Source organism: Hyphococcus sp., assembly GCF_965267305.1.
Taxonomy (GTDB): domain Bacteria; phylum Pseudomonadota; class Alphaproteobacteria; order Caulobacterales; family Parvularculaceae; genus Hyphococcus.
This window is the reverse complement of the sequence record NZ_OZ253945.1, coordinates 3376221-3390867: the sequence shown is the minus strand read 5'-3', so window position 1 is coordinate 3390867 and position 14647 is coordinate 3376221. Positions and strand designations below refer to the sequence as shown.

The following is a 14647-nucleotide window of genomic DNA, read 5'->3' as shown; positions in this document are numbered from 1 at the left end:
GCCTATATATGCTCTAGTTGAGCATAATTACTTTTCTCAAGCCAAAGCCTGGGGCGTAAATTCAGGCGACGATGGGAGGCGATGACATGCCTGACGCTTCTGGACCCGAGTTGAAAACCCCGGCCCTGCCTTATACCGATGAGGTGAAGGCGAAGACGGACCATCTTTATCCGCGCGTCGCCAAATCGATTCCCGAGATCGAATGGCGGACCATGGCGCCCTACATCGCCGCCATCAACGACCTGAAGAAGGAAAAGAACGCGGTCATCCTGGCGCACAACTATATGACGCCGGAGATCTTTTATTGCGTCGGCGATTTCGCGGGCGATAGTCTGCAGCTCGCCAAGGAAGCGGCGAAGTCCGACGCGGACGTCATCGTCCAGGCGGGCGTCCACTTCATGGCGGAGACCTCGAAAATCCTCTGCCCGGACAAGACCGTCTTGATCCCCGATCCGCGCGCAGGCTGTTCCCTCGCCTCCTCGATCACTGGCGCCGATGTGCGCCTCCTGAAACAGAAATATCCGGGCGTGCCGGTGGTCACCTATGTGAACACCACGGCCGACGTCAAAGCCGAGACCGATATCTGCTGCACCTCGTCCAACGCCGTCGAAGTCGTCGAACACGCCGCGAAAGAGTTCGGCACGGACACCGTGATCCTCATTCCCGACCAGTATCTCGCGCGCAATGTCGCCGCCATGACCGACATCAAGATCGTCACCTGGGCCGGTGCCTGCGAAGTGCATGAGCGTTTCACCGCCGAAGACATTCGCGAAATCCGCGAAGGCAATCCGGGCGTCATTGTGCTCGCCCACCCCGAATGCCCGCCGGAGGTGCTCGCCGAGGCCGATTTCGCCGGGTCCACCAGCGGTATGTCGAATTACGTCAAGGAAAACCAGCCGAAAAACGTGGTGCTGATCACCGAATGCTCCATGTCGGACAATGTGGCGCTGGAAAATCCGAAGGTGAACTTCGTCCGGCCCTGCAATCTCTGCCCTTACATGAAGATGATCAGCCTGCCGAAGATTCTGCGCGCGCTCCAGACCATGGAGCATGAGGTGACGATCGATCCCGAGATCATCGAAAAGGCGCGCCGCCCTATCGAGCGGATGATCGCCCTGCCTCTGAAACGGCAGTCTATGTATGACCATCAGCACGCGCCGGAAGTCGCGGCGATAGAGGCGCGGGCGTAGCAGTTTGCAATCCGACATCCTCATCATCGGCGCGGGCGTTGCGGGGCTTTACACGGCGCTGAAGCTGGCACCGCGCCCGGTGACCATCGTCACGGCGCGCCCGCTCGGTGAAGGCGGTGCGACGCCCTGGGCGCAAGGCGGACTTGCCGCCGCCGTCGGTGACGACGACACGCCGAACCTTCACTTCGCCGATACGATGCAAGCGGGCGCAGGTCTCGTCGACCCGGAAGCGGCACATATTCTCGCAACAAGCGGACCGGAAGCCGTTGAATACTTGCTGCGGCTCGGCGTCGAGTTCGACCGCGACGCCAACGGCAATCTGAAACTCGGGCGCGAAGCCGCACATTGCCGCGACCGCATCGTTCACGCGACCGGCGATCAGGCGGGCGCCGCGATCATGGCGGCGCTGGTGAAAGCCGCGCGGGCGTCGGAACATATCACCATTCTCGAACGCATCGTTGTCGAAGACCTCTTGATCGACGACCATAATGTGGTCGGCGGCGCGCTCGTGTATGACGTCGAAGCTGGCGAACGCGAAGCCTATGAGGCGGGGGAAACCATCCTCGCGACCGGCGGGCTCGGCGGGCTTTACGCCGTCACCACCAACCCCAAACCGGCGCAGGGACACGGGCTCGCTTTTGCGGCGCGCGCCGGCGCCATGATCCGCGATCCGGAATTCGTGCAGTTTCATCCGACCGCGCTCGATATCGGCATTGACCCCGCGCCGCTCGCGACCGAGGCGCTGCGCGGCGACGGCGCCGTGCTCGTCAATCGCGACGGCAAGCCGTTCATGTCGGGTTACCATCGCAACGCCGACCTTGCCCCCCGCGACATCGTCGCTCGCGCAGTGGAAGCCGAAATCAAGGCTGGCCGCGGCGCGTTTCTCGATGCGCGCGACGCCATCGGCGCGAAATTCCCCGACGCCTTCCCAACCGTCTTCGCTGCCTGTCAGGCCGCAAAGATCGATCCGCGAACGGAGCTTATGCCTGTCGCCCCGGCGGCGCATTATCACATGGGCGGCGTCGAAACCGATCTCGACGGGCGCACCAGTGTCCTGGGTCTCTGGGCCGTGGGCGAGGTCGCGTCCACCGGCGTTCACGGCGCCAATCGCCTCGCCTCCAACTCACTCCTCGAAGCCATCGTTTTTGGCGCGCGCATCGCCGATCAGTTGCGCGATGTGGAGATCGAGATTTCCGAAGACGCCGGCGCGCCCGGCGACCGCATGGAGATGCCGCCGCGACCGGCCCCCGCGAAAGAAATGATGAAGCTGAGGAAAGCGATGAGCGAACATTGCGCGCTGATCCGCGACGGTGAAGGCCTCGCCGATCTTCTGGAGCTCATCCATGAGATGCATGAGAGTCCGGAGATGACCAGCGGCCTCAAGAGCGCGCTTGTCACCGCCGAGTTGATTGCGCAAGGGGCCCTCGCCCGCGAAGAATCCCGCGGCGGCCATTTCCGCAGCGATTTCCCGCAGACGGATCGCGAAGCCTTTCACACGGAAATCGCCGCGACCCATGTCTATGACGATGAGGACGAGGCATGATCGCCCGCGTGCCGCCGATGACAATCATGCGAGCCGTTGATCGCGCCTTGAAAGAGGATCTCGGCGACGCCGGCGACATCACGACAAACGCGACCATTCCGGCGGAGCGCCAAGCCAAAGCCGTCATCGCGGCGCGAAAGCCTGGCGTGATCGCAGGCGTCGACGCCGCGCGCATTGCATTCCGCCATATCGACTCCGCGATCAGGACTTCCGTCGAGAAAGACGACGGCGCACGCGTTGAAACGGGCGATGTGATTCTTTCGATCAAGGGCCCGGCGCGCGGCATTCTTTCGGCCGAACGGGTCGCGCTCAACTTCATGGGCCACCTTTCCGGCATCGCAACGGCGACGGTCGCGCTGGTCGATGCGGTGAAAGGGACAAACGCCAAAATCGTCTGCACTAGAAAAACGACTCCGGGCCTGCGCGCCCTTGAAAAGCACGCCGTCCTTTGCGGCGGCGGGCACAATCACCGCTTCGGCCTTTATGATGCGGTGATGATCAAGGACAATCACATCGTCGCCGCGGGCGGGATTGCAAAAGCGCTCTCTGCCGCGCGCGAAGCCGTCGGTCACATGGTCAAGATCGAAATCGAGGTGGACGGGCTAGACCAGCTCGAAGACGCGCTCGCTAATGGCGCCGATGTGGTCCTGCTCGATAATATGGCGCCTGCGGATTTGAAGCGCGCTGTCGAGATCAATAATGGCCGCGCCGTGCTGGAAGCCTCCGGCAATGTCACTATCGACACGGTCCGCGCCATCGCCGAAACCGGCGTCGATGTCATTTCCTCAGGCTGGATCACGCATTCCGCGCCCAATCTCGATCTGGGGCTCGATTTCCTCTCTTAGCCTTCCCACATCTGGGTCGTTCCTTTAGCCAATTTGCCGAATTTGTAATTTGCAAATGATTATCATTTGCATTAAATACCGCCTCATCAAAATTATAAAAAGGAGAAACGACCCATGTTACGCGCATCAGCCACCGCTGCGACGCCGCTCGCCGACCGCTATCTCCAGCAGCTGTGCAAGCATTTCGCTCACAAGGTACCCGCCAGCGCTGAAAACGGCGAAGGCCGCATAGAGTTCCCGTTTGGCGTCGCCGATCTGCAGGCGTCGGAGAGCGTGCTGAATTTGAGCGTCGGGGCTTCTAGCCTCGACGATCTGAAGCGCATGCAGAAGGTGGTTGAGGATCATCTCCTCCGGTTCGCCTTCAAGGAAGAATTGTCGGCTCTCAACTGGAGCCCGCGTCTTTAGGTGCAAAGAGTTTAAAGTCCGGCGCTCGATTGGCGCGGCGGCATCCTGTACGCTGCGCCCATGAATCGATTGTGCGCCTTCGCAATATTGTTTGTGGCCGCCGCTTGCGCTCCGGAAGAACCGCAGCAGCATGCGCTCCAATGCGATGTGTCGCTTCTCCTGCTCGGCGTCGCGCAGGATGCGGGCAAGCCGCAGATCGGCAACCCACAAGATCCCGCATGGGACGATCCATCGCTGCGCCGTCTTGCAACTTCTCTGGCGCTGATCGACCGGCGCGGTGAAAAACCGAAACGCTGGCTGTTCGACGCAACGCCCGACATCAAATTCCAGCTTCACCGTCTCAATGAAGCGGCGCCGACGGATAAGCCCGCGCATGTGCAGGGCGTCTTTCTCACCCATGCGCATATCGGCCACTACGCGGGACTGATGATGTTCGGCAATGAAGCCGCGGGCGCTGAGAACATTCAGGTTTTCGCCATGCCGCGGATGGCTGATTTTCTGACCCGCAACGGCCCCTGGTCACAGCTTCTCGTTTATCACAATATCTTTCTCGCCATCATGGAAGAGGGTGAGGCGGAAGTCTTGGGCGAGGACATTTCGGTAACGCCATTTCTTGTTCCGCACCGTCAGGAATTTTCCGAGGTCGCCGGTTTTCGCATTCAAGGACCCGAAAAGTCAGCGATCTATCTTCCCGATATCGACAGCTGGGAAGGCTGGGACGCAGCGGAAACACGCATCGAAGACAAAATCGCCGATGTCGATTTCGCTTTTCTAGACGCGACATTTTATTCAGGCGACGAACTTCCCGGCCGGGATATGTCAAAAATTCCGCACCCGACCGTCAGTCATTCGATGGAGCGGTTCGCGAAGCTGCCGCCTGAAGAAAAGGCGAAGGTTCACTTCATTCATATGAACCATACGAACCCGTTGCATGAGCCCGGCTCGCCGGCGCGCGCGGCAGTAAGCAAGGCCGGCTTAAACATCGCCCGCGAAGGCGACGAACTATGCTTGTAACTTGCGCCGCCTGACACCGGCCTCAGCTTTTAACTTCGCCGAAGCCGGGCGACGCCCTTACGCGCTTGATCCTTCGCGAACTCTGCGCCGATGAGGGCGCCAAGGCGCGCCTTGTCTGTTGCAGATAGCGATGAGGTCATGACGATGCGCGCGCAGTCTTCGCACACGCCGGCGAACTCCCAGATATTCCATTTCCAGTTATGCGAAAGACTGGCGGCCTTATAATATTTGTCGCAAAGAAATTCCGGCGCGCGAACGAATTCCCCGAGCAAGGACATTTTTAAAAGCCACGGCCAGTCGGCGCTGAACTCTCCGCCGCGATGGCGCCGGAAAAGGCCGGCCTCGCGCACAGCCGAAGCGCGGAAAATCCCGTAATTGGGCGTCGACCAGTAACCCTTGCGGCAGATGACAGCCTCAGCCCGTTCCACGGGATCCTGAACGGCGTCTATTTCCGGATAGGCGCGCTCGACAATCTCGCCAGTGAGGTAATGAGCGCGTATGTCGCCATAGGCGATGACGGCCTCCGGGCGCGCTATCAGCATGGGGACGAACGTCGTCACATGATCGGGGTGGATGATGTCGTCATGATAAGCGATGAGAAGATAGTCGCCCTCGGCCTCTGCCAGAAGCGCATTCACATTGCCTGTCCAGCCAAGACGTTCTTTCTGTTCGATGACGCGAACCCGCTTATCGCCTTGCGCGAACCGCCTGCATAGCGCCGCCGTTGCATCCGTCGATCAATCAACGGAGACGATGACTTCGAAGTTCAGCCATGTCTGCGCCGCTAGCGTTTGAAGCATTCGTTCGATAAAATCCTGCGCATTCCCGGCAGGCAGAAGCGCGACAACTTTGGGTTTTTGCGCGTCCTGCATCTCTATCCGCGCTTTCCAAGGTGAAGGCTAGAAGTGGTAACTGGCTTAATGCCGCCAATTACATCGCCGCAGGGGCGGCTGCAACATTACTGCGGCTCGAGAATTTGTAAAATTTATGCGTGCCGATCGTCGCTGTCGGGGTGAGTTTGTCAGCCCAGTGCGGCGTCACATAATTCGCGTGATAGTGGGTTGCATTCCGGCTGATCGGCGCGCGCAGCCCTGCGAGAATGGCGCCGGCGAGATCTTCGGACTCTTTCCACTTGCGCGTGTTAAGACGCGCATGCATGGAGCCGTCGCAGGTGAAAGAGAACTGACAGCCCGTGCGGCGTTCTGAGCCCTGAAAGACAACCTGGCAAATCGAGTTCGGGTAGACCGGGCTCGCCACGCGATTAAGCACGACATCGGCGACCGCAAGCTGGCCGATGCGCGGTTCGGAGCGCGCTTCGTAATAAATCGCCTGGGCAAGGCACTTGCGCTCTTCCGCGTCGAGCTTGGCGACAGTGAGTTCTGTGAAATCGAAGGATGTCAGCGCCGCGATAGGATCTTCGGCGACGAGCATGTCGCTGGTGGCCTTGGCAGGCTTAAGGCGCGGACCTTCCATGGCTTCGCGCGCTGCGGCCGTTTCCGCCGCGAGGTAATTGGCGAGGTCGGCCACAAGTTCGGCTTCCTGGGCGATAGCCGCCTCGCGCTTGCGCTCTTCCTCGGCGCGCCCCGCATTGACCGTGGCGCTCATGGCGCTCGCCACCGCGCAGATCGACAACAGGCCCGCAGCCGCAAGGCTTCTCAGCGTCCAGTTGACCTCAAATCCGTGATGTTCGTGCCCGTTTTTCAACTCACACCGTCTTTTGTCTGCGGCCAGTCACTTACCGGCTTCGGCGGGACGCCCAACCCAGGGGAAACCTCGCCCGTAAAATCTTACCAACGCCGTAAGATGCAAAAGACGCGCCTTTGCGCGCGTCCTATAAGGCGGAATATGGCGCCAGGGAATGAGTTTTACAAATGAAAAGGGCGGGCGTTAACCCTTTGTTAACTATATTTTTCCCGAGATAACCGTTTGTTTTTGCACGGTTATTCGTAAAGTTACTTTCCTGTTAACCTTTTATGCGGTTGACCCGCCCTGGCTTTTTTCAAGTTTTGCTTGCGCTGCAGCAAGACGGGCGATGGGCGTCCGGTAGGGCGAGCAGGAGACGTAATCGAGCCCGGCCCCCTCCACAAAACGGATCGAGTCGGGATCGCCCCCATGTTCCCCGCAGATGCCGAGCTTGATGCCGGGCCGGGTCGCCCGGCCTTTTTCGGCTGCGATTTTGATGAGCGCGCCGACCCCGTCAGGGTCGAGCGTGACGAACGGATCGCGCTCGAATATTCCCTGGCGCAAATAATCGGGCAGGAACGCCGCACTATCGTCGCGAGAGAGACCAAAGGTCGTTTGCGTGAGATCGTTTGTGCCGAAGGAGAAGAACTCCGCGTCTTTCGCAATCTCATCGGCGGTCAGCGCCGCGCGCGGCAGTTCGATCATGGTGCCGACAAGATAATCGAGTTTTGTGTTCTTTTCTTTCAAAACCGAGACCGCCACGGCGTCGACGCGCTCTTTCAGCATGGCGAGTTCTTCGCGCTTGGCGACGAGAGGGATCATGATTTCCGGCGTCACTTTCTCGCCGGTTTCTTTCGCGACGGCGCAGGCGGCTTCCATGATGGCGCGCACCTGCATCTCGTAGATTTCCGGATAGGACACGCCGAGACGGCAGCCGCGATGGCCAAGCATCGGGTTGAATTCGTGCAGCTTGTGGGCGCGGTCTTTGAGTTTGGCTGCATCCATGCCGGACGATTTTGCGACCTCTTCGATCTCTTCATCCGAATGCGGAAGGAATTCATGCAGCGGCGGATCGAGCAGACGGATCGTCACCGGCAGGCCGCTCATGACCCGGAACAACTCTTCGAAATCGGAACGCTGCATGGGGAGAAGTTTGGCGAGCGCCGCCTCGCGGCCCTTCTTGTCTTCGGCAAGGATCATTTCGCGCACCGCGATAATCCGGTCCGCCTCGAAGAACATGTGTTCGGTGCGGCATAGCCCAATGCCTTCCGCGCCAAAATCGCGAGCCACGCGCGCGTCGTGGGGCGTCTCGGCGTTGGCGCGCACTTTCATGCGGCGCAGCCCGTCGGCCCAGCCCATGAGCTTGGCGAAATCGCCAGAAAGCTCTGGCTGCACCGTCGGCACAGCGCCGGCGTAAACGCGGCCCGCGCCGCCATCAATGGTGATGATGTCGCCTTTCGAAACCGTGCGGCCTGCGACGGTGAAGAACTCACCGGTCTTGTCGATCTTGAGATCGCCTGCGCCGCAGACGCAAGGCCTGCCCATACCGCGCGCAACAACGGCGGCGTGCGAGGTCATGCCGCCCCGCGCCGTCACGATGCCTTTCGCCGCGTGCATGCCATGAATGTCTTCGGGGCTCGTTTCGACGCGCACGAGAATGACGGATTTTCCCTCCTGAGCGAGGCGTTCGGCCTCATCGGAATTGAAGACGACTTCGCCCGCAGCCGCGCCCGGCGACGCCGGAAGCCCCGTCAACACCTGATCGCGCGGCGCATCCGGATCGAGCGACGGGTGGAGAAGCTGGTCGAGCGAATGGGGATCGACGCGGCCCACCGCCTCTTCCTTGGTGATGAGTTTTTCCTCGCACATGTCGACGGCGATTTTCAGCGCCGCCTTCGCCGTACGCTTGCCGTTGCGCGTCTGCAGCATCCAGAGTTTCTTGTCCTGGATGGTGAATTCGATGTCCTGCATGTCGCGGTAGTGATTTTCGAGTTTCTGGAAAACCGCCACTAGCTCCTTGTAGGCTTCGGGCATCGCCTCTTCCATGGACGGCGCCTCGTCGCTCATGGCTTCGCGCGCGCGCTTGGTCAGCGCCTGCGGCGTCCTAATGCCGGCGACGACGTCCTCGCCCTGCGCATTGATCAGGAATTCGCCATAATAATGATTATCGCCGGTCGAGGGATCGCGCGTGAAAGCGACGCCCGTCGCCGAGGTGTCGCCCATATTGCCGAACACCATGGCCTGAACATTGACCGCCGTGCCCCAGCTTTCGGGAATGTTATGGAGGCGGCGATAGGTGTTCGCGCGATCATTGCGCCACGAACCGAAGACCGCATAGATAGCGCCCCACAATTGCTCTTCCGGATCTTGCGGGAATGGTTTGCCAAGGGCGTCGGCGACGACTTTCTTGTAGCCGTCGATGACGGTCTTCCAGTCGTCGGCGCTCATTTCCGTATCTAGGAAATAGTCGTGCTCCTCCTTGTAGGTCTCGAGCAACTCCTCAAAAGAATGATGATCGACTTCGAGAACGACGTCGGAATACATCTGGATGAATCGGCGATAGCTGTCATAGGCGAAGCGTTCGTCGCCGGAGAGTTTCGCGAGGCCCTTCACCGTTTCATCGGTGAGGCCGAGATTCAAAACCGTGTCCATCATGCCGGGCATGGAGGCGCGGGCGCCGGAACGCACGGAAACGAGCAGGGGATTCGATGTGTCGCCGAAGATCATGCCGACCGCCTCGCCCACCTTGGCGAGCGCGGCCGAAACTTCTTCCTTGAGGCCGGGCGGATAGGCGCGGTCATTTTTGTAAAACTCGGTGCAAACTTCAGTCGTCAGCGTAAAGCCCGGGGGGACAGGCAGGCCGAGGCTCGCCATCTCGGCGAGATTGGCGCCCTTGCCGCCGAGGAGATTGCGCATCGAGGCGTCACCTTCAGACGCGCCCCCGCCGAATGAATAAACCCATTTTGTCTTGTCGTTCATCGGGTCCCCACCGTGTTTTCGTCCGTCTTACGTTCCGTCCGGAGACGCGTTAAGCCCCGGACCTGCGTTATGGGCCTGCCTTAGGGCGCCGCAGTGCAACATCCAAGCCGGAAATTGCCGCATCGCGCCGGTTTGGCCATTTCTTTCAACACAGTACTACAAGTCTCCTCTCAAAACCGAGGATAACTATTCACCAGTTTTTTTTCCGTGTTAGGCTGCGCCGCCAGCCCCTTTTTGTGCGAATTGACGCCAGGCGGGGCATGCGAGGGGATAGGATGGGGCGGAAAAATCGCGAAAGCGAAGGCCGCAGCCGCGCGGGCGCGCGCGCCGGCCTGATGGCCATGCTGATGGCCGGGGCGGCGGGTTTTTCCGGCGCCATGGCCCAGGATGCAGGGACTATGGGCGGCGTCTCGCTGACCGCCATCGCAGGGGGCAGCGCCGTCGTCGCCGTCATCGGGCTCGTTCTGATCGGCGCCCTCGCCTCGCCGCGGCTCAAGAGCTCCTCCCTCTTTAACCGTCTTTTCGTGGTCGTCGCCGTGACGGCCGGGTTTTTCAGCGCCATCAGCTCGGCCATCGGTTTCGGGCTCATCACCTCGCAGGAATCCGCCGACATCTTCCGCAACTCGATTCTGCCGCCGGCCTTCGGGGTCTTCGTCTTCTGTCTCGCCGTCGCGATCTGGGTCGGCGGCGCGGATTTTGTCCGCCATCGCGACTGGTTCCGCGGACTGAAAGCGAGCTTCCTCGGCGATATCGTTTTCTTCATCGAACGCGCTGTGAAACTCTTCATTATCGTGCCGCTGCTGGCGACCATTTTGTTTTTCGTTTCCACCTGGACGACGGTTGTGGGGATCGGCGGCGTCGACGCCGTACGCCACACCTATAGCTTCGAGATCGACCGGCTCGCGGCGGAATGCGCGGGCATCACGGCCTGGCGCCAGCGCGACTTCCTGGCGCGCGAAGACCTTCGCCTCTCGGTCGGCGACGTCACGCGCGTTGCGGACGCAGAGCGCCGCGGCGGCTCGCAATCAGGTTCGCGCGGCGACGGCGCCGTCACCGAATACATCACCGGCCTTGCGAACTGGTATGAGGGCCTGCTGGCAAGTGTCGACGCGATCATCGCGGAACAAGAAGCCAGCGCGAACAACCCCTACGATCAGGACACCTGCGCGCGGCACACGGACGAGCTGAAGAAAAAGCTCGCTCAAAACGCCTATGACAATGTGGACCGCTGGAATCGCGAATTCGAGACCGCGTTCAACGACTTTGCCGCGGTCATAAACCTGTCGCGCCGCGACAAGCGCGTTGAGCGCCTTCTCGACCAACAGCTCGACGCCTTCGCGCGCGCCAATCCGAAGCCGTCCGACGGCCGCGTGTCGGATCGCCAGCGCGAAGCCATCGACGCCTATGCGGCGGAGGTTGAAAGCGCGCTGCAATCGACGATCCGCTCGCAGAAATTGCAAAAGCCGGAGCCGCCGCTGAAATCAGCGGCGGAGCTGTCGCCGGCCCGCGGCCTGGATATTTTCCGCGAAATCTTCAACCCGCCGCCGCCGCCCGAAGAACCGGAAAAGGTTTCGCGCGCGCAGTCCGTCGTCGATTCGGAATTCATTCCCGGTCTTTCCACCATCACGCCGCGCGACGCGGTGCTCAAGAACGCAAGCATCTTTTCCGATGTCTGGGCGCTGGCGATCTCTTGGGACTATGCGCCATATATTCTGATGCTGGCTTTTCTGTTCTTCCCGAGCGCGGAACGCGCAGCGGGGTATAAGGATTAGCCTTCAAGTTTGGAGAAGTCGGCGACCTGCGCCGTGGCGTCGCGGAAGCGCGCCAGGAGCGCTAGGCGATTGGCGCGAAGCTGGGCGTCATCGGCGTTGACCGTGACGTCATCGAAAAACCGGTCGATGGGCTCGCGCAGAATACTCAGCGCCGCCATGGCGGAGGCGTAATCCTCGGCTGCAATCGCCGGGCGGAACTTCGTCCCAGCCTCATTTAGCGACTGAAACAACGCTTGCTCTGAAGGCTCTTTCAACAGCTCTTCTTTGACGGCGCTTGCGTCTGCAGGCGCGTCGTCTTTTTTCTCTTCGGCTTTCAGGATGTTCGCGGCGCGCTTATAGGCCGCCACCAGATTAGGCCCATCACCGCTTTTCAAAAATGCTTCCAGCGCATCGAGGCGTTTCACGATCAATACGAGATCGTCATGCAGATCGCCGTCCGGGTCCTCCAACACGGCGTCTACATGATCGTAACGGCTGCCCCGCTCGCGCAAGTGGACCTTCAAGCGGTCATGAAAGAACTCAACCAGATTGGACCCATGGGTCAGGTGCGCCGCAACTGCGTCGGGGTGCACGGTTTCGAGATACTTGAAAGCCGGCATGAAAACGTGAAACAGATTTTGGCGGATGCCGTTTTTTAGCGTGATGGCGATCACGCCCAATGCCGCCCGTCGCAACGCAAACGGATCGCTTGAGCCCGTCGGTTTTTTGTCGATGGCCCAGAACGCCGTCAGCGTGTCGATCTTGTCGGCGAGCGCCACCGCAATGCTGACCGGCGCGGTCGGCACGTCATCGTCCTGACCGGCGGGCTTGTAGTGATCGCGGATGGCGTCGGCGATCTCCGCCGGTTCGTTCTGTTCGAGGGCGTAATACCGGCCCATGACGCCTTGCAGTTCCGGAAACTCATAGACCATGCCGGTGACAAGGTCGGCCTTGGCGAGCATCGCCGCGCGCTCCGCCTTCGCAGGATCAGCGCCAACCGACGGCGCAATTTCCTTCGCCAGCGCCGCGACGCGGCGCGCCTTGTCGCCGACACTGCCGAGCCCTTCGAAGAAAGTCACCTTGTTCAAGTCTTCGATGCGCGCTTCAAGCGGGCGCTTCAGATCCTGATGATAGAGATACCACGCATCGGAAAGGCGCGCGGTCAAGACACGCTCATAGCCTTCGCGCATGGCGGCGCCGCCATCGGGAGATTCGATATTTGTGACGTAGACGAACTTGTTGGCGAGGCGGCCCGTCTTCGGGTCTTTTACCGAGAAATATTTCTGGTGCCCACGCATCGACGCCGTGAGCACTTCATCGGGAACGGTGAGAAACTTTTTGTCGAACGAGCCCATCATGGGAACCGGCCATTCGGCGAGGCCGGCGACTTCGTTCAGCAATCCCGGATCGTCGACTAGCTCCAGCCCTTGCGCCTTGCAAAGCGTCGCCGCATCGCCAGCGATCATCTCCTTGCGCTCTTCGGCGTCGAGAATGACTTTGGCTTTTTTAAGCGCTTCCGCATAAGTCTCGAACGACCGCGCCTGAATCGCTTGCGGCGCGAGGAAACGATGTCCCTGCGTCTTGTCGCCCGATTTGATCCCGCCGATTTCGAAATCCACCACTTCACCATCGAAGACGCAGAGAATGGAATGCAAGGGGCGCACCCAGCGCAACTCGCCGTCGCCCCAGCGCATGGACTTTGGCCAGGAAAAACCGCGCACGATCGTAGGCACAAACTCCGCGATGAGCTCCGCCGTATCGCGGCCCTTCTGGTCGATGACGGCGACCCAATAGGCGCCCTTTTTGTCCTCACGCTGTTCGCATTGATCGAGGGAGGTAAGCCCCGCGGATTTCAGGAACCCCTCGACAGCCTTTTCGGGTGCGCCGACGCGCGGGCCCTTTTTCTCCTCACTGCGGTCCGGCTGGCGCGCACGGATCCCCGCCGCCACCAAAGTCAGGCGCCGGGGCCCGGCGAAGCCCTTCACCCCTTCGGGCATGAAGCCGGCGTCCATCAGCGCCTTGTTGACCGCCTTTTCAAGGTCGGCGGCGGCGCGTCCCTGCATCCGCGCAGGGATCTCTTCGGAGAACAGTTCGAGAAGCAATTCTGACATGGGCGGGGGTTCTAAGGGGGCTTTCGACCCTGTGCAATAGACGGCGAAATTGGCTAGGGTTCCCTCAAAACCGGAGGGGCGGCATGAAGAAACCCATCAGTTATTTCCTCGGCGAAGGCCTTTTAATCGTGTTCTCGATCCTTCTGGCCCTCGGCGTCAATGAATGGCGCGTGAGGGCGGGCGAAGCGGCGGAAGAACGCAAGGCGATGGCGGACATCAGGGCGGAACTCATCGAAAACCGCGACCTGCTCGAAGACATTCCCGCCTACCACCGCGACCTGAGCGAGGCCCTGAGCGAGGAAATCGACTCCCTAGGGCCGGACGATCCGCGCACGCCGATGGAAATCTTCACCGGGCTCGACGTGCTTCGCAGCACAATCATCATCGAACGATTGCCGCAGAGTGTGACTTGGCAGGTTTCGAAAGACAGGGGCGTTGTCGGCCGGTTCGATTATGAGACCGCCAAGGCGCTGTCGCGGACCTATGATCATCAACAGGCGGGCGTCATGGTGATCTATGAAACCGTCGCCGAGATGCTGATCCAGCCGGAAATGTATATCCCGGAGAATCAGGGGCCGACATTGCGCCCGCTCGCCGCCGCCTTCGGCGAACTTGCATCGCGCGAGCAATTGCTGGTGAAAATGCAGAAAGACAATATTGAGGCGCTCGGCGGCGAGGCGCGCTAGCCCGCCATCCGCCGCACCTGGACCGCGTAAATCCGCACGGCGAGCTTTTCGTCCGCATTGAGAAAGTCCGCCTCAACATGGATGAGAGTCGAGGACGCATTGGTCACCCGCCCTTCAATCATGGCCAGCGGCGCGGTCAAGGGACGGAAGTAATTGGTCTCAAGCCGGGAGGTGCGGAAGCGCTCGCGATTGTCGGCAAGGACCGTCATAGCGGTCAGCCCCGCCACATGGTCCGCGACCGACGCGATATGGCCGCCAAACATGACCCCGTCCGGCATGATGAAGCGGTCGTCGATGTCCCAGCGCAGTTTGATCCGCCCCCACGACCAGTCCGTCAGGGTGAAATCGCCAAGCTTCTCCCGCGACCAATCGTTAAAGCGCGACCCGCCCGCCTTATAGCCGTTGAGGATGTCCGTGTGGCGTTCGGAGGTTTGCGACAT

At 60.7% G+C, this 14647-nt stretch carries 12 protein-coding genes and 1 pseudogene; 7 read left to right on the top strand and 6 right to left on the bottom strand.

Annotated elements, in window-relative coordinates; translation table 11 throughout:
• Positions 1–71: 71 nt before the first annotated feature.
• The 5 genes from nadA to ACQY5P_RS16370 all read left to right on the top strand — a co-directional run bounded on the left by nadA (position 72) and on the right by ACQY5P_RS16370 (position 4997).
• Positions 72–1190, top strand: coding sequence for a quinolinate synthase NadA (gene nadA, locus ACQY5P_RS16390; protein ID WP_428407945.1), 1119 nt, complete (start codon positions 72–74; stop codon positions 1188–1190).
• Between the two features lie 4 nt (positions 1191–1194).
• Complete coding sequence (locus tag ACQY5P_RS16385) at positions 1195–2733, top strand: L-aspartate oxidase (RefSeq protein WP_428407944.1); 1539 nt, start codon at positions 1195–1197, stop codon at positions 2731–2733.
• Positions 2730–3578, top strand: coding sequence for a carboxylating nicotinate-nucleotide diphosphorylase (gene nadC / locus ACQY5P_RS16380; RefSeq protein WP_428407943.1), 849 nt, complete (start codon positions 2730–2732; stop codon positions 3576–3578). Before ACQY5P_RS16385 ends, nadC begins: the two co-directional genes overlap by 4 nt.
• Positions 3579–3692: 114 nt before the next feature.
• Positions 3693–3983, top strand: a complete 291-nt coding sequence (locus ACQY5P_RS16375; RefSeq protein ID WP_428407942.1) for a DUF2218 domain-containing protein — start codon at positions 3693–3695, stop codon at positions 3981–3983.
• A gap of 60 nt (positions 3984–4043) precedes the next feature.
• Positions 4044–4997, top strand: coding sequence for an MBL fold metallo-hydrolase (locus ACQY5P_RS16370; protein WP_428407941.1), 954 nt, complete (start codon positions 4044–4046; stop codon positions 4995–4997).
• Between the two features lie 29 nt (positions 4998–5026).
• On the opposite strand, the pseudogene ACQY5P_RS16365 reads toward ACQY5P_RS16370, so the two are convergent.
• The 4 genes and pseudogenes from ACQY5P_RS16365 to ppdK all read right to left on the bottom strand — a co-directional run.
• A pseudogene (locus ACQY5P_RS16365) lies at positions 5027–5722 on the bottom strand (glycosyltransferase family 2 protein); the annotation flags it as partial.
• 12 nt (positions 5723–5734) lie between these two features.
• Complete coding sequence (locus ACQY5P_RS16360; protein WP_428407940.1) at positions 5735–5869, bottom strand: glycosyltransferase family A protein; 135 nt, start codon at positions 5867–5869, stop codon at positions 5735–5737.
• A gap of 58 nt (positions 5870–5927) precedes the next feature.
• Complete coding sequence (locus tag ACQY5P_RS16355) at positions 5928–6701, bottom strand: cell wall hydrolase (protein ID WP_428407939.1); 774 nt, start codon at positions 6699–6701, stop codon at positions 5928–5930.
• A gap of 267 nt (positions 6702–6968) precedes the next feature.
• Positions 6969–9659 carry a pyruvate, phosphate dikinase gene (ppdK, locus tag ACQY5P_RS16350; protein ID WP_428407938.1) on the bottom strand — a complete coding sequence of 897 codons (2691 nt, stop codon included), beginning with the start codon at positions 9657–9659 and terminating at the stop codon, positions 6969–6971.
• A gap of 275 nt (positions 9660–9934) precedes the next feature.
• Between ppdK and ACQY5P_RS16345 the strand changes: the two genes are divergently transcribed.
• Positions 9935–11431, top strand: coding sequence for a hypothetical protein (locus tag ACQY5P_RS16345; protein WP_428407937.1), 1497 nt, complete (start codon positions 9935–9937; stop codon positions 11429–11431).
• On the opposite strand, the gene glyS is transcribed toward ACQY5P_RS16345, so the two are convergent.
• Positions 11428–13521, bottom strand: a complete 2094-nt coding sequence (gene glyS / locus ACQY5P_RS16340; RefSeq protein ID WP_428407936.1) for a glycine--tRNA ligase subunit beta — start codon at positions 13519–13521, stop codon at positions 11428–11430. The genes ACQY5P_RS16345 and glyS overlap by 4 nt on opposite strands.
• Before the next feature lie 83 nt (positions 13522–13604).
• Between glyS and ACQY5P_RS16335 the strand changes: the two genes are divergently transcribed.
• The gene (locus ACQY5P_RS16335; protein ID WP_428407935.1) at positions 13605–14207 is read left to right on the top strand and encodes a hypothetical protein; all 603 of its coding nucleotides are present in this window, start codon (positions 13605–13607) and stop codon (positions 14205–14207) included.
• On the opposite strand, the gene ACQY5P_RS16330 is transcribed toward ACQY5P_RS16335, so the two are convergent.
• Positions 14204–14647 (bottom strand): PaaI family thioesterase, encoded by a 444-nt coding sequence (locus tag ACQY5P_RS16330; RefSeq protein ID WP_428407934.1) that lies wholly within the window; start codon positions 14645–14647, stop codon positions 14204–14206. The genes ACQY5P_RS16335 and ACQY5P_RS16330 overlap by 4 nt on opposite strands.

What these genes read in the sequence shown, in the direction of transcription:
- ppdK (WP_428407938.1), bottom strand. Translation starts at nt 9,659, where the DNA reads ATGAACGACAAGACAAAATGGGTTTATTCATTCGGCGGGGGCGCGTCT.
- ACQY5P_RS16330 (WP_428407934.1), bottom strand. Translation starts at nt 14,647, where the DNA reads ATGTCGCAAACCTCCGAACGCCACACGGACATCCTCAACGGCTATAAG.
- ACQY5P_RS16360 (WP_428407940.1), bottom strand. Translation starts at nt 5,869, where the DNA reads ATGCAGGACGCGCAAAAACCCAAAGTTGTCGCGCTTCTGCCTGCCGGG.
- nadA (WP_428407945.1), top strand. Translation starts at nt 72, where the DNA reads ATGGGAGGCGATGACATGCCTGACGCTTCTGGACCCGAGTTGAAAACC.
- nadC (WP_428407943.1), top strand. Translation starts at nt 2,730, where the DNA reads ATGATCGCCCGCGTGCCGCCGATGACAATCATGCGAGCCGTTGATCGC.
- ACQY5P_RS16375 (WP_428407942.1), top strand. Translation starts at nt 3,693, where the DNA reads ATGTTACGCGCATCAGCCACCGCTGCGACGCCGCTCGCCGACCGCTAT.
- ACQY5P_RS16335 (WP_428407935.1), top strand. Translation starts at nt 13,605, where the DNA reads ATGAAGAAACCCATCAGTTATTTCCTCGGCGAAGGCCTTTTAATCGTG.
- glyS (WP_428407936.1), bottom strand. Translation starts at nt 13,521, where the DNA reads ATGTCAGAATTGCTTCTCGAACTGTTCTCCGAAGAGATCCCTGCGCGG.
- ACQY5P_RS16345 (WP_428407937.1), top strand. Translation starts at nt 9,935, where the DNA reads ATGGGGCGGAAAAATCGCGAAAGCGAAGGCCGCAGCCGCGCGGGCGCG.
- ACQY5P_RS16370 (WP_428407941.1), top strand. Translation starts at nt 4,044, where the DNA reads ATGAATCGATTGTGCGCCTTCGCAATATTGTTTGTGGCCGCCGCTTGC.